Here is a 14,129-nt window from a genome sequence, read left to right as displayed (position 1 = left end):
AATAAAAATGCCCGGCTTAGCTGGGCATTTTTATTTACTGAGGCTAGTTAAGTGAAGCTGGCTGGAGCGCGATTAGGGCTACAGGCCTAATACAACTGTGACACATCAGCAGACCAGTTCACGCACCGCATTCAGCAAGAACTCATCCCGATAGTGGCCTGCGACGAAAGATAGGCCCACCGGGCAACCGTCCACAGTCAACAGCGGTGCCGATATCTCCGGTAGCCGCGCGACACCGGAAAACGCGGTGATCGTCATGGTCGGATCGTAGAAATCCATCACCGCTTCAAGCGTGTTCAGCGAGCCCCTCACTGGAGCGATCTTCGGTGTTGTGGGAAAACAAACCACTGTATCCGGAGCGAAGAACGCATTGATTTGCGTGAAGAAGCGTTCACACCTTGCAATGTTGTCCAGCGCCGCGATGCGGTCGAACGTCCGGACATTTCCATAGGCCTGAGAAAACGTAAAGCCGAGCTCCGGCTTGCAGACTTCAATCCAATTGCCGACGGTGCTTTGAAATTCAGCCGTTTGCAGATCACGCAGCCCCTCAAGATTGCATGCATTCAGCGCGTACTGCGCCCCGACGATCTCGGAAAACCGTACCCACTCCAGAACAACGCCGGTATTGTCTGCTATTCGATCCAATGCGCTGCTGACTTGATCCTGTACAGCAGCATCAGCGATTTCCAGCGCATCCTGCAAGACGAAGATGCGCCTTGGTACCGGTGTTGACGTTGCAGCAGCGCTGAGCAAGACCCGCATCGCAGCATCGAGCACCTCAAACCGATCCGCCAGTACACCGACTGTGCTGACGCTGGGCTGAAACGGCAGAACTCCGGCCTCGGAAATCCGATGCAGGGAAGGACGCATTCCCCAAAGGCCGCACAGGCTTGCCGGGACACGGACCGAACCTCCCGCGTCCGTGCACAGCGAGAAGTCCGCAAGGCCATTGCCGACGGATGCAGCAGAACCGCTGGATGAGCCACCAGGAACCCGATCTGGGGCCTTCGCATTACGGGGAGTGCCGAAATAGAAGCTCTCCCCGTCCAGGCTATAGGTGAACTCGTCCGCGACGACCTTGCCGACGCACCGGGCACCAGCGCCAAGCAGTTGATCAACACAAAGCGCATTGTGTACCGGCGCCGGGTGCGCGTCTCGCCAAGCAGGACTGCCATAGGAGGTTCTGTATCCAGCAAGGTCGATGTTATCTTTCACCGTGAATCTCAGCCCATCAAGCAGGCCCTTCCGCAGTGGGGCGAGGTCCAACGGTTCAATCAGTCCGGCGGATGAGTCTGGTGCGGAGTCAAGCATGTTTTTTTCCCGGTACGCGAACCTGAACTGCATATAGCGTCAGAATGACCTGATACCCCGTCAGGGATTATTCGGCGCGGCGCGCCTCACCACTTCGCGGCCGCCTTCACAACAGTCAGGGTTTGCTTTTTCGTGAGCAAGTACTCACACCCAATATCGGGTACAGAGGGCAAAGACCCGCCAGCCCGTTCAGCAGCGGCACCACGCCCAACCACCCCCACCAACCCACCGTACCGGTGGCCGCCAGAGCCAACATAACCAAACCGACGACAACGCGCAGCACTCTATCCGCACCACCAACATTCCCTTTCATAAAAAACCGTTACTAAAAAAGATTGAAGATAAAACTGCCCACCAAACGCCCTAGGGACAGAAGATATCCTTGAGAGTGCCGATCAGTCTGGCGACCCTAGGGTCGTCAATGCGGTAATACAACATCTGCGACTCACGCCGGTACGTAACCAGGCCTTCTTCGCGCATCCTGGCCAAATGCTGCGACAGTGCCGACGGGCTCAAAGGCACCACTTCATTGAGTGCTCCTACAGTCATTTCACCTTCGGCAATCAATAGGCACAACACGAGTAACCGATGGGGATTCCCCACAACCTGAAGCAAGGCAGAAGCCTGTGCCGCACTATCCTGCAACTGCTCAATTTCGGACTTATTTTGACTCATAGGCTTCGCACGTTTTGATAATTATATTTTAGTTGAAACTAATTTAGCATGTGCTAAATTAAAAACGAAGGGAGAGGTAACCTGTCCTCGGAAGCAGTCCGTCTCTGGTATTTGCTCCAACGCTTTACCCATCATCATGCAGGAAAGCTGCCATGACAACGCCGTACAAAACCCTCACGCTGAACATCTCCGGTAACCTCACCCAACTGCACAAAACTCAACCGAACGTGATGAAGGGTTTTGCTGACATGGGCAAGGCTGCCATGGCCGCGGGTACCCTCGACGCTAAGACCAAGGAGTTGATTGCACTGGCTGTCGGTGTAGTAGCACGCTGCGATGGCTGCATCGGTTTCCACGCCAAAGCTCTGGCCAAACAGGGACCCGTCACCGAGGAAGTGCACGAAGCACTGGCCCTGACCGTTTACATGGGCGGAGAACCGTTGGCCATGTATGCGGCCAACGCAGAGGCTGCGTTCAATGAATTCACATCACCTGCCAAGCCCTTAACAGGAGCACCATCATGATTCCGAGCGCCGCTTTCGTCTCCACTCTGTTTCACGGCCAGAACAACCCGGACAAAGCGACCGTGGCCCTAACCATGGCGCTCAACGCTCGGCTCAAGGGGCATACCACCTGCCTGATACTGATGGCCGAAGGCGTGGCCATGGGTGTGCCTGGTGCAACCCACAACATGAACATCGGCCAGCCATTCGAGCCTGCTGCCGATCTGCTGCACCAGTACCTCAATGCCGGCGGCCGAGTCGCTATCTGCAAGTCGTGCATGCAGCACCACGGCCTCAGTGCCGAACAGATGGATAAGCGTTTCGAGATCATTACGGCACCAGACGTCATCGACTTACTAATGGGTGCCACGGGTTCACTGCAAATTGCTTAAATCACATAGAAAGGAGATTCATCATGTCAAAACGATTTGAAGGTAAAACTGCCCTCCTCACTGGCGCCGCTTCCGGCATCGGAAAAGCAACTGCCATCAAGCTGGCCTCCGAGGGTGCAGCGGTTGTCGTAGCGGATCTGCACGAGCAAGCTGCTCTTGCCGTAGTGGACGAAATCACAAGCGCGGGCGGCAAGGCGGTGGCATTCGGCGGAGATTTCACCTCACCAGCGGTGAATGAGGCAGCCGTGGCTTTTGCCATCGAAAAATTTGGCGCCTTGCATCTAGCATTCAATAACGCTGGCATTATTGGACCCCAAGGGCCGCTGCATGACGTTACTATCGATAGCTACAAGAAGCTGATCGATATCAACCTTGATGCGGTGTTCTATGGCCTGAAATACGAAATTCCCGCCATACTGGCGGCTGGCGGAGGTGCCATCGTGAATACCGCCTCCATCCTAGGCCTTGTCGGTACTCCGGGCTATGTTCCGTATGTGACAGCCAAGCATGCAGTATCGGGCTTAACAAAAAGCGCGGCGTTGCAGTATTCCTCGCAGGGTATTCGCATCAACTCCGTGCATCCTGGTTATATTGATACACCGCTGCTTAACGAACTGAGCCGCGAGGAATATAACTCGCTCGTTGCACTGCACCCGATCGGGCGGCTTGGCACGGCGCAAGAGGTGGCCAACGTGGTCGCCTTCTTGCTCTCCGATGAGGCGGCCTTTGTGAGTGGGTCACAATACACTGTCGATGGTGGCTACACCGCGCAGTAATCCGCAGCCAGCTATGAGCAACATCATCCGGGGTGTCCGGTGTCTCGCTGCGACATTGTTCCTCTTCCAGATGGGATGGAGCTACCGGCCCCTCGAGATGATGATTAAGCTGTCGAGCATTTTTCACACCTACCGCCGACAGCTGCTCAACCACGTGTTCAGCGCCCATACCCCCACTTTTGACCGTCCGACTGAGTAAAGAGTTAACCCTCCTGTAGAAGTCGGACTCGGGGTACTACCCCCATGGCCGAATTAGGCCATTCATAATTGCATTGTCACAGCAATTGAATAGCTAACAGCTGAGCACACGCCACTCGGTTGAAATCATGAAGATCCGGTCGTTAGTGCCGTGCTGTCTGGCTTCAGCGTTCAATGCAAGCACTCTTGATCAGCTTCTCAGGCAAGACGAGGAGGATCAGGGCCTCCTCAAGCCCCACCAAGAGCAAACACCTGCTTTCATCGGTGCAAGCCCGCCCAAGAGCCACCTTCCGCCTGTACGGTATACACCGTCGATACTGAAGGGTGAATCGAGCGCCCTGCCACCACCGCAGTCATAATTGGCCACCTTCAGTTGGTGCCCACCACGGCACAGATTCAAGCTCCCGCCCAAGCGCAAACCAAATTCAAAGTATGGGCTAGAGTATGGGCCAGCGAACCTCATAAACGACAAAGCCCCGAAATTCGGAGCCTTGAAGAACAACAATGCGGAGAGCGGAGTGGCCTGATACTCCGTCAGGTATTATTCGGCGCGGCGCGCCTCACCCCTCTTCGAAGGGCCGCCGTCGCGATGCTCCGGCGTTCCTCGCCTGCGCGGCAGGCTCGGTCGAACGAGGGTTCTCACCGAGAGTTCACCGGATAAACAAAAACGCCCAGCTAGCCGGGAGACTGTGCCGTCTGAGGCTTCGTCAGGGATTATTCGGCGCGGCGCGCCTCACCCCTCTTCGAGGGGCCGCCGTCGCGATGCTCCGGCGTTCCTCGCCTGCGCGGCAGGCTCGGTCGAACGAGAGTTCTCACCGAGAGCTCACCGGATAAACAAAAACGCCCAGCTAGTCGGGAGACTGTGCCGTCTGAGGCTTCGTCAGGGATTATTCGGCGCTGCGCGCCTCACCCCTCTTCGAGGGGCCGCCGTCGCGATGCTCCGGCGTTCCTCGCCTGCGCGGCAGGCTCGGTCGAACGAGGGTTCTCACCGAGAGCTCACCGGATAAACAAAAACGCCCAGCTAGGCTGGGCGTTTTTGTTTATTGGCGGAGAGTCAGGGATTCGAACCCTGGGTACGGTTGCCCGTACAACGGATTTCGAATCCGTCCCATTCGACCACTCTGGCAACTCTCCAAGTCGGCGCGCATCTTAGCAGGTTTTGCTCGGAATGCGGTAGCCGAAGATGCTCAGGATAGCGGCACGCCGAGGCGTTGGGCTACTTCCTCGTAGGCTTCGATCACACCGCCCAGGCCCTGACGGAAACGGTCCTTGTCCATCTTTTTACGGGTTTCCTTGTCCCACAGACGGCAACCGTCCGGGCTGAACTCGTCGCCCAGTACGATTTCGCCGTTGAACAGACCAAACTCCAGCTTGAAGTCGACCAGCAGCAGGCCGGCAGCGTCGAACAGGCCCTTGAGGATGTCGTTGATCTTCAAGGTCAGTTCCTGCATGCGCGCCAGCTGTTCGGCGGTCGCCCAACCGAAGGTGACAACGTGCGACTGATTGATGAAGGGGTCGCCCTTGGCGTCGTCTTTCAGGAACAGTTCGAAGGTCGGCGGGGTCAGCGCCATGCCCTCTTCCACACCCAAACGCTTGACCAGGCTGCCTGCGGCGAAGTTGCGCACGACGCACTCGACCGGGATCATGTCGAGCTTCTTGACCAGGCACTCGTTGTCAGACAGCAGTGCGTCAAACTGGGTCGGGATGCCCGCTTCTTCCAGCTTCTGCATGATGAAGGCGTTGAAGCGGTTGTTGACCATGCCCTTGCGATCGAGCTGTTCGATCTTCTTCCCATCAAAGGCGGAGGTATCGTTGCGGAACAGCAGGACCAGGCGATCCGGGTCATCAGTGGTGTACACCGACTTGGCTTTACCGCGATAGAGTTCGTTACGTTTTTCCATTATCGGCTCCCGCTGTCCGCAAAATGGTGATGGGTATTACTCGATGGACTGCCAAGGCAGACCTTGATTCTGATGTGCCATGAGCAGGTTGCCGGACCAGCCAGTCAGGGCATCCTGCATGGCGGCCAGAGCGAGCTCCGGCCGGTTGTTCTTTTCGCTGATATGCGCCACGGCAATATGCTGCAGTCGCTCCCGTCCTCCGGCAACCTGCAGAAAACCGGCTGCCTGCTGGTTGCTCAAGTGACCCAGATCACCGCCGACCCGCGCTTTCAGGAAGGCCGGATAGGGCCCGATCGACAGCATGTGCGGATCATAGTTGGCTTCGAGGAAAAGCGCATCCAGATCAGCATAGTGCTCAACAATCCAGGGGGTAATAGTGCCGGTATCGGTCAGCACGCCAAACCGTCGCTGGCCGTTGTCGAAAATATACTGACAGGGCTCTCTGGCATCGTGGGGTACCGCTACCGGAGTAATCTCCAGATCACCAACCTCGAAGCGTCCATGCAGATCAATCCAGCGCAGATCCAGGCCATCTTCACGCAGCTCAAACCCGGTACCCGGGGTCAGATACACCGGCAGGCCATAGCGCCGCGCCAGCTTGCCAACACCCTGGATATGATCACTGTGCTCATGGGTAACCAGAATGGCGCTCAGTTGGTCGCCACGCAGACCGGCTTCAGCCAGACGCTGCTCGGTGGAACGCAAACTGAAGCCGCAGTCGACCAGAACCCGCGTGGCACCCTGCTCAATCAGGGTGCCGTTGCCGCGGCTACCACTACCGAGGGAGCAATACCGCACCGCCGTTGGGCCCCTCGTTCAAGCCGCGCTGAATACGCTCAAGCAATTCGCGTGCACGTGCCGGATCTGCAGCCTTCTCAAAGCCGGCATCGACACTGACTTCAACGCGGTTGGCGCCAGAGGTGAGGCGTACCTGCAGCTGGTTCTCGTCGGGCGTCTGAGCCTTGTCATCGTCATCACCACCAAACCAGCGTGCGAAAAAGCCCGGCTCTTTCTTCTCGGAACGGGTCTGGTCCAGATCGACGTAATAGACACCGGAGCTGCGGTTGTAGTCGGTGACCAGCACATCGGCACGCGCCAGCGCATCACCCACATCGGACCACGCGCGGTTGAAGTCGGCGTTCATAAACAGCACGCTGTTGCCAGCGCCATCCAACTCCAGGCTGGTCTCAACCGGGCCGCTGTTGATGATGCTGGAAACCAGAGCACTGCCGCCCGCGCTGACACTCTGGTTCAGATAGGTTTCCAGCTCGGCCAACAGGCCGCGCTCGAAGTTGGCGCTATCGGAGCGCGACGGCCACTGACTGTCGTCATCACCAATATCACGGTTCTGATGGACAACCTTGATTTCACTGGTGCCGGCGTTGACGCCCGGCTCAAGCCGTACGCGGAAGCGCTGCTCTTCATCATCGATCCGGCGACCCTGTTCCAGCAGCGGCATCATGCGGCGAACCAGCGGGTTACCCGCTGCTTTGCTGAAATCAACCCAGTCGGTAGCGAATTCACTGAGGGCCTGGTCCTGCTCGGCCATCGACACCCGGTAGTCAGACCAGAACCGAGACAGCAGCGGCCAGACCTCATTGGCGGGCAACTGGGCCAGCAACCAGCGCTGACTACCCTGCTGCTGCAGCGAGAATACCGAACTGTCGGCACTGGCCAGCATGGGGCGTGGGCGCGGTGTTTCAAAACCATCCTCGCCAGTCGCCGCAGCCACTGCCTGACCAGGCACCGGCAACAAATCGCCGATCGAACGGGTCTGCAGGTCAGCAGGAACCGTCATCCGTGGCTCAACCTGAGCCTGCTGATAGTCACTGCCACGATCACGGAAGTATCCGTTATCGCCCATCAGATACCCACAGCCACTCAGGCTGGCCAATACCCCCAGAGTCAGTGCACTCAGCACAGGCTTCATAAACGTTTCCTTGGTCAACTGGTCTTCCCGGTTCGATTACAGCATCCCGCATTGGCGCAATGCGCCGTGCACAGCGTCATGGCAGCGGGGGCTAAGCGGTGTCAGCGGCAAGCGAATGCCATCGGCGATCAGCCCCATCTCCATCAACGCCCATTTGACCGGAATCGGATTGGACTCGATAAACAGCGCCTTGTGCAACGGCATCAAGGCTTCATTGAGACGACGGGCAGTTTGCTCGTCGCCGCGCAGTGCCGCAGCACACAGTTCGTGCATTTGCTGCGGTGCGACGTTGGCGGTGACAGAAATATTGCCCTTGCCACCCAGCAAAATCAGCTCAACTGCGGTCGCATCATCACCGGAGTAAACTGCCATGCGGCCGTCAACCCGCTCGATTACCTCACGGGCACGCTGCAGGTCGCCAGTGGCCTCCTTGATGCCAACGATGTTGCTGATCGCAGCGAGGCGTTCAACCGTCTCCGGCAGCATGTCGCAGGCAGTGCGGCCCGGCACGTTGTAAAGAATCTGGGGAATAGCAACCGCTTCAGCAATGTGCTTGTGGTGCAGATACAAGCCTTCCTGGGTTGGCTTGTTGTAATACGGGGTGACCAGCAACGTAGCATCAGCGCCGACGCTGCGCGCGGCTTCGGTCAGCTCGACGGCTTCACGCGTCGAGTTTGCGCCGGTGCCGGCGATCACCGGAATGCGACCGGCGACCTGCTGAACGACCCGACGAATGGCTTCCTTGTGTTCCACCATGTCGAGCGTCGCAGACTCACCCGAGGTACCCACCGCAACAATGCCATCGGTGCCCTTTTCCAAATGGAAGTCGATGAGACGCTCCAGTGCCTGCCAATCCAGGCCCCCGCTAGAATCCATGGGTGTTACCAGCGCCACCAGACTACCCGAGATCATGCAACTCTCCACTTGGAACAATAAACGGCAATGGTACTTTCGCGCCGCGGCCAGTACAAGGGAAGCACGGATTAAATCCACTGCCTGAGGCTCTCCGGCAACCCGCTGCAGGCAGGGCATAAGCAGCGGCCGGAAGCGACAGTTGAACCGCTCTCGACAGGCTGTGACAATAGGCGCTTGCTTCTCGCCCGCCAAGCGGGCGTTCCGCCGTCAGTCAGAGGAACCCAATGTCCAGCACCCCGAGTCACCGCGAGCAATATCTGGTCGTTCATGTCATGGGCCAGGAAACCACATCGCTTGCCAGCCTGCTGACTCGCCTGTGCACCGAGCACCGCTGCCAGATTATTAGCAGCCGCATGAGCCGCCACGGTTCCTGTGCCGTTCTGCTGCTTCAGGTCAGCGGCAACTGGGATGCTCTGGCTCGCCTCGAAGCACTGCTGCCAGCGTTGGCCAAACGCGAGCACTTCCAGCTGTCGATGAGCCGCAGCCACAGCATTGATGAGCGCCCGCAGGCATTGCCCTACAACGTTTTCGTCACCGCAGCCCAGCGCCCGGAACTGGTCGGCGAGCTATGCAACTTCTTTCAGCAACTGAGCATCGACATCGAAGAGCTGCAGAGCTTCACCTACCTGGCGCAACACACCGGCACCCCCATGCTCAACCTGACGCTGACCATCGCCATCCCGGTAAAAACGCAACTGAGCTGGCTGCGAGAGCAGTTTCTGGATTTCTGCGACGAACTCAACCTCGATGCCGTGATCGAACCATGGCGTCCGCTTCACTGACCATCTGGAGAGGTATCCATGCACGTTGAACTGAACAAGCCAGTACCCGATTTCAGCGCCCAGGCCACCGGCGACCAGACCATTACCCCCGCCAGCCTGGCCGGCAAGAATGTTGTCATCTACTTCTACCCGAAGGACAACACCCCCGGCTGCACCACAGAGGGCCAGGACTTTCGCGATGCACATGCCGACTTCGCTGCAGTCAACACGGTCATCTATGGGGTATCCAAAGACAGCCTGCGCACCCACGCCAACTTCAAGGCCAAGCATGAATTTCCGTTCGAGCTGATCAGTGATCCGGACGAGACCTTCTGCCGCCTGTTCGACGTGATCAAGCTGAAAAAGCTGTACGGCAAGGAATACGAGGGCATCGAGCGCAGCACCTTCCTGATCGACGCGCAGGGCGTACTGCGCCAGGAATGGCGCAAGGTGAAGGTATCAGGCCATGTTGCGGAGGTACTGGCTGCAGCCCGCACCCTCGGCTGAGCAACACCGCCGAATGAAACCTCAGGCCTCCCCGGCCTGAGGTCCCGCCGACTGACTGTCGTGTGCCGCCTCAATACCCCGCGGCCAGGCGTAGAGTACCGCCTTGAACAGGGTCGCTAGCGGGATCGCAAAGAACACCCCCCAGAACCCCCACAGGCCGCCGAAGATCAGCACGGCGGCGATGATCGCCACCGGATGCAGGTTCACCGCCTCGGAAAACAGAATCGGCACCAGCACGTTGCCGTCCAGCGCCTGAATAACGCCATAGACGATCATCAGCATCATGAACTCGTTGCCAAGCCCCCACTGGAACAAACCGATCACGGCTACCGGAATGGTCACGACCGTGGCGCCGATGTAGGGCACCAGCACCGACAACCCCACCAGCACCGCCAGCAAGGCAGCGTAGTTGACGCCAAGAACGGAAAAAGAAATGTAGGTCACTGCTCCTACGATCAGGATCTCGACCGCCTTGCCGCGGATGTAATTGGCAATCTGCTGATTCATCTCGGTCCAGACAACCCGCATCAGGCGACGCTCGCGCGGCAAATGGCTGACCGCCCAATCGGTAATGGTTTGACTGTCCTTCAGGAAGAAAAAGACCAGAATCGGCACCAGCACCAGATATACCAGCACCGTCACCACCACCGGCAGGCTCGCGAGCGACTGCGACAACGCCCACTGCCCGAAGGACCCGACCTCACCGTTGATCGACGCCATCAGGCGATCGATCTGCGCCGCCGACACAAACGAGGGATATTCCTCAGGCAGGTGCAGCAATTGATCGCGCCAGGAGGCAATCATGCCCGGCAGCTCGTTAAACAGGTTCAGCATCTGCTTCCATACCAGTGGCACCAGCACACCAAACAGCGCCGCCAGCGCACCGAGAAACAGCAGAAACACGATCCACACCGCCAGGCTGTGAGGCAACCAGCGCTGCAGGCGCGACACCAGCCCCTGCAGCAGATAGGCAAGTACCACCCCGGTCAGCAGTGGCGCCAACTTGTCACCAAAACTGATGACAATCGCAAACCCCAGTGCCAGCACAACGGCCAGTACGACCGCCTCTTCATCGGAAAAGTAACGCTGAATCCAGCTTCGAAAAACTTTTAGCATCGGAACCTAATCTGCTTTACGCAACCAATAGTGAAAATCGCCGTCCAATACCCGGGACTCCAGCAACAGATGCCCGGACAGCTCCGCGAAGCGTTGAAAGTCCCGTTGTGACCCCGCATCGGTAGCAACCACATGCAGCGTCTGGCCTGCTACCATGCCGTTCAATGATTGCTTTGCCTTGAGCAGCGGCAGCGGACAGGACAGTCCACGGGCGTCCAACTCAACGTCAACAGGTAGATGGGTGATTTCAACAGACATGCAGGGACTCCACAGCGAGTGGGCCACAGTATAGCCTTGACGACTCTCACTCCGACAACAGCTAGACACGGGTGCGCAACAAAAATGATGCAAAAAAGGATGTCCGTCAGATCGCTTGCCCAGGCCGTGACGCTCGCCGGGTCCCTGATACTGCCGGCTACAGCGGTGCCGGCCGGAGACGAATTCAACCTGCCGTCGCTGGGTGATACCAGTTCCTCGATCATGTCCCGCGAACAGGAGTACCAGCTCGGTCGCACCTGGCTGAACATGCTGCGCGGCGCGGTTCAAACCCTTGAGGACCCACAGCTCAAGGACTTTGTCGAAGACCTTACCCGTCGCCTGGCGGAAACCAGCCAACTGACTGACCGCCGTCTGGCCTTTGTGCTGATCGACAGCCCACAGCTGAACGCCTTCGCCGCACCCGGCGGCGTGGTAGGCGTCAACGGCGGCCTGTTCCTGCACGCACGTAGCGAGGCCGAGTTTGCTTCAGTACTGGCCCACGAACTGGCTCACCTGTCCCAGCGCCACTTTGCCCGCGGCCTTGAACAGCAACAGCGCATGCAGGTGCCGTTCATGACGGCCATGCTGGCCAGCATCGTGCTGGCTGCGGCGGGCGGTGGAGACGCCGGCTTCGCCGCCCTTGCGACGACCCAGGCAGCAGCGGTGCAGGAGCAACGTCGTTTTTCCCGCCAGAACGAACAGGAGGCCGACCGCATCGGCATCCTCAATCTGGAGAAGGCCGGCTACGACCCGAAAGCCATGCCGGACATGTTCGAGCGCTTGGCCCAACTCAGTCGCTACGACACCACACCACCGGAATTTCTGCTCACCCACCCGGTTAGCCAGGCACGTATGGCCGACACCCGCAACCGGGCAGAGCAGATGGGCGGCGGCAAGGAAGACTCACTGAACTACCAGATGATGCGCGCCCGCGTACAACTGAAGTACGAACAAAGCCCCGGCCTCTCAGCCAAGCGATTCCGTGCCTTGCTGGATGATAGCGGCGACGAACACCCGGCCGCCCGCTATGGTCTGGCGCTGGCCCTGAGCCGCGGCGGCGAGCACGCCGAAGCCCGCACAACTCTGGCGCCGCTGCTCGAGGCAACACCGGATGACCTGACCGTTAACCTTGCCCAGATCGAACTGGACACCAACGCTGGTCGCCTGGAGCAGGCCCTGGAGCGCAACCGGCGCCTGCAGCAGCGCTTCCCTGGCAACTTCCCGCTGGAGTTCTCTGAAGCCGACCTGTTGATGAAACAACAGCAATATGCCGATGCAGAGAAAGCCATCGACCGACTCGCCAGCCAACGCAAGGACGATCCTGATGTCTGGTATCTGGCGGCCGAGATTCGCGGTCTTGCCGGCAACATTCTGGGCGTGCACCTGGCACGAGCGGAGTTCTTCGAACAGACCGGGGATATGCAGCAGGCCGGCCAACAGCTTGACCTGGCACTGCAGCGGGCGGGGGGCAACTTTGTCATCAGCTCGCGCATCAAGGAGCAGCAGAACGAGCTGCAGCGTCAGCGCGAACTGATCGAATCACTCTGAAGCACGCCAAGCCCGCCGCGAAACGCGGCGGGCTTGGCGTCAGGCATTACCCTTGGCAGCCAGACTGGCCTGACGGGTAAAGTCGAGCATCCGATCCAGCGGCCGCACGGCCTTTGGAATCAGCTCAGGATCAACCAGAATCTCATCGGTGCCCTGCTCCAGACTCGCGAGCACGCGCGGCAACGTGTTCATCGCCATCCAGGGGCAGTGCGCACAACTGCGGCAGGTTGCGCCGTTTCCTGCGGTCGGCGCTTCGATCAACAGCCGATCCGGTGCCGCCTGCTGCATTTTGTAGAAGATGCCGCGATCAGTGGCAACGATAAAGGTCGGATTGGGCAGATCACGGGTCGCCTGAATCAACTGGCTGGTCGAGCCGACCACATCCGCCATCTCGACAACCGACTGCGGTGATTCCGGGTGCACCAGCACGGCGGCGTCAGGATAGACCTTGCGCAGATCTTCCAGCGCCTTGGCCTTGAACTCCTCGTGCACAATGCAGGAGCCCTGCCACAGCAGCATATCTGCACCGGTTTCGCGCTGAATGTAGTTACCCAGATGCTGATCAGGCGCCCACAGGATCTTCTCGCCCTTATCCATCAGGTGCTCGACGATCGGCAGCGCACAACTGGACGTTACGACCCAGTCAGCCCGCGCCTTCACCGCTGCCGAAGTATTGGCATAGACCACCACGGTGCGGTCCGGATGCTGATCACAGAAAGCGGAAAACTCATCGATCTGACATCCCAAGTCCAGCGAGCATGTCGCCTCCAGAGTCGGCATTAGCACACGCTTTTCCGGGCTCAGAATCTTGGCTGTTTCACCCATGAAACGCACACCGGCAACAATCAGCGTGGTGGCCGGGTGATCACGACCAAAGCGCGCCATTTCCAGCGAGTCAGAAACACAACCACCGGTTTCTTCAGCGAGTTCCTGCAGCAACGGATCGGTGTAATAGTGGGCAACCAGAACAGCGTTCTGGGCTTTCAGCGCAGCGGCGATGCGGGCCTTGAAGTCAGCCTTTTCTGCATCACTGAGCGGAGCAGGCGCCTTGGCATCCAGGTGCGCCTGAACGAGCAGACGCTCGGGAATCTGGGACATGTTTGCATCCATCAGGAGAACAACGGAGGCCGGCATTGTAGCACGCCTGCCAGAGCTGCCCAGCGCGACCGAATCGCAGGCGCGCGAACACCTCGAACCGATTCAAGGCAGTTACTTTCAAAAAAAGGGGATCACTTCAGAGGAGGGATCCAGAGTGGTGGGTCGTGTAGGATTCGAACCTACGACCAATTGGTTAAAAGCCAACTGCTCTACCAACTGAGCTAACGACCCCCTGCTGGA

16 protein-coding genes and 2 tRNA genes are annotated in these 14,129 nt (G+C 58.7%); 6 read left to right on the top strand and 12 right to left on the bottom strand.

Annotated features, from left to right (window positions below):
- Positions 1–105: 105 nt before the first annotated feature.
- From ACKPCU_RS08020 to ACKPCU_RS08010, 3 genes are all read right to left on the bottom strand, one after another.
- Positions 106–1,311 (bottom strand): amidase family protein, encoded by a 1,206-nt coding sequence (locus ACKPCU_RS08020; RefSeq protein WP_321351250.1) that lies wholly within the window; start codon positions 1,309–1,311, stop codon positions 106–108.
- A 115-nt stretch (positions 1,312–1,426) separates the two neighbouring features.
- On the bottom strand, positions 1,427–1,567 hold the full coding sequence (locus ACKPCU_RS08015) for a YgaP family membrane protein (protein WP_321351783.1): 141 nt from the start codon (positions 1,565–1,567) through the stop codon (positions 1,427–1,429).
- 107 nt (positions 1,568–1,674) lie between these two features.
- Entirely contained in the window at positions 1,675–1,986 is a 312-nt protein-coding gene (locus ACKPCU_RS08010; protein WP_321351248.1) for an ArsR/SmtB family transcription factor, read from the bottom strand.
- A 152-nt stretch (positions 1,987–2,138) separates the two neighbouring features.
- Here ACKPCU_RS08010 and ACKPCU_RS08005 point away from each other — a divergent pair, with 152 nt between their 5' ends.
- Genes ACKPCU_RS08005 through ACKPCU_RS07995 form a run of 3 tightly spaced genes read left to right on the top strand, consistent with a single transcriptional unit; the run spans position 2,139 to position 3,657 of the window.
- Complete coding sequence (locus tag ACKPCU_RS08005; protein ID WP_321351245.1) at positions 2,139–2,510, top strand: carboxymuconolactone decarboxylase family protein; 372 nt, start codon at positions 2,139–2,141, stop codon at positions 2,508–2,510.
- Complete coding sequence (locus ACKPCU_RS08000; protein WP_321351243.1) at positions 2,507–2,881, top strand: DsrE family protein; 375 nt, start codon at positions 2,507–2,509, stop codon at positions 2,879–2,881. Before ACKPCU_RS08005 ends, ACKPCU_RS08000 begins: the two co-directional genes overlap by 4 nt.
- A 23-nt stretch (positions 2,882–2,904) precedes the next feature.
- The gene (locus ACKPCU_RS07995) at positions 2,905–3,657 is read left to right on the top strand and encodes an SDR family NAD(P)-dependent oxidoreductase (protein ID WP_321351241.1); all 753 of its coding nucleotides are present in this window, start codon (positions 2,905–2,907) and stop codon (positions 3,655–3,657) included.
- Positions 3,658–4,899: 1,242 nt separating this feature from the next.
- Here the strand turns inward: ACKPCU_RS07995 and ACKPCU_RS07990 are convergent.
- From ACKPCU_RS07990 to dapA, 5 genes are all read right to left on the bottom strand, one after another.
- Positions 4,900–4,989: transfer RNA gene (locus ACKPCU_RS07990), tRNA-Ser, on the bottom strand.
- A gap of 53 nt (positions 4,990–5,042) precedes the next feature.
- Positions 5,043–5,756 carry a phosphoribosylaminoimidazolesuccinocarboxamide synthase gene (gene purC / locus ACKPCU_RS07985; protein ID WP_104737102.1) on the bottom strand — a complete coding sequence of 238 codons (714 nt, stop codon included), beginning with the start codon at positions 5,754–5,756 and terminating at the stop codon, positions 5,043–5,045.
- A 36-nt stretch (positions 5,757–5,792) separates the two neighbouring features.
- Entirely contained in the window at positions 5,793–6,554 is a 762-nt protein-coding gene (locus ACKPCU_RS07980; protein ID WP_321351238.1) for an MBL fold metallo-hydrolase, read from the bottom strand.
- On the bottom strand, positions 6,532–7,686 hold the full coding sequence (gene bamC / locus ACKPCU_RS07975; RefSeq protein WP_321351235.1) for an outer membrane protein assembly factor BamC: 1,155 nt from the start codon (positions 7,684–7,686) through the stop codon (positions 6,532–6,534). The genes ACKPCU_RS07980 and bamC overlap by 23 nt, the downstream gene beginning before the upstream one ends.
- A gap of 36 nt (positions 7,687–7,722) precedes the next feature.
- Positions 7,723–8,598, bottom strand: a complete 876-nt coding sequence (gene dapA, locus ACKPCU_RS07970) for a 4-hydroxy-tetrahydrodipicolinate synthase (protein WP_321351233.1) — start codon at positions 8,596–8,598, stop codon at positions 7,723–7,725.
- Positions 8,599–8,825: 227 nt separating this feature from the next.
- Here dapA and ACKPCU_RS07965 point away from each other — a divergent pair, with 227 nt between their 5' ends.
- Entirely contained in the window at positions 8,826–9,383 is a 558-nt protein-coding gene (locus ACKPCU_RS07965) for a glycine cleavage system transcriptional repressor (RefSeq protein WP_104737098.1), read from the top strand.
- 18 nt (positions 9,384–9,401) lie between these two features.
- Positions 9,402–9,869: a peroxiredoxin gene (locus ACKPCU_RS07960; RefSeq protein WP_104737097.1), complete on the top strand. Its 468-nt coding sequence runs from the start codon at positions 9,402–9,404 to the stop codon at positions 9,867–9,869.
- A 21-nt stretch (positions 9,870–9,890) separates the two neighbouring features.
- On the opposite strand, the gene ACKPCU_RS07955 is transcribed toward ACKPCU_RS07960, so the two are convergent.
- Positions 9,891–10,985 carry an AI-2E family transporter gene (locus ACKPCU_RS07955; RefSeq protein ID WP_104737096.1) on the bottom strand — a complete coding sequence of 365 codons (1,095 nt, stop codon included), beginning with the start codon at positions 10,983–10,985 and terminating at the stop codon, positions 9,891–9,893.
- A 6-nt stretch (positions 10,986–10,991) separates the two neighbouring features.
- Complete coding sequence (locus tag ACKPCU_RS07950) at positions 10,992–11,243, bottom strand: sulfurtransferase TusA family protein (RefSeq protein ID WP_104737095.1); 252 nt, start codon at positions 11,241–11,243, stop codon at positions 10,992–10,994.
- Between the two features lie 99 nt (positions 11,244–11,342).
- On the opposite strand from ACKPCU_RS07950, the gene ACKPCU_RS07945 reads away from it, so the two are divergent.
- Entirely contained in the window at positions 11,343–12,791 is a 1,449-nt protein-coding gene (locus ACKPCU_RS07945) for a M48 family metalloprotease (RefSeq protein ID WP_407651834.1), read from the top strand.
- Between the two features lie 39 nt (positions 12,792–12,830).
- Here ACKPCU_RS07945 and nadA read toward each other — a convergent pair whose 3' ends face one another.
- Complete coding sequence (nadA, locus tag ACKPCU_RS07940) at positions 12,831–13,889, bottom strand: quinolinate synthase NadA (protein ID WP_104737203.1); 1,059 nt, start codon at positions 13,887–13,889, stop codon at positions 12,831–12,833.
- Between the two features lie 155 nt (positions 13,890–14,044).
- Positions 14,045–14,120 (bottom strand) — tRNA-Lys (locus ACKPCU_RS07935).
- Positions 14,121–14,129 lie beyond the last annotated feature (9 nt).

Source organism: Halopseudomonas oceani, assembly GCF_963677335.1.
Taxonomy (GTDB): Bacteria; Pseudomonadota; Gammaproteobacteria; order Pseudomonadales; family Pseudomonadaceae; genus Halopseudomonas; species Halopseudomonas oceani.
This window is presented reverse-complemented; position numbering and strand designations above follow the sequence as displayed.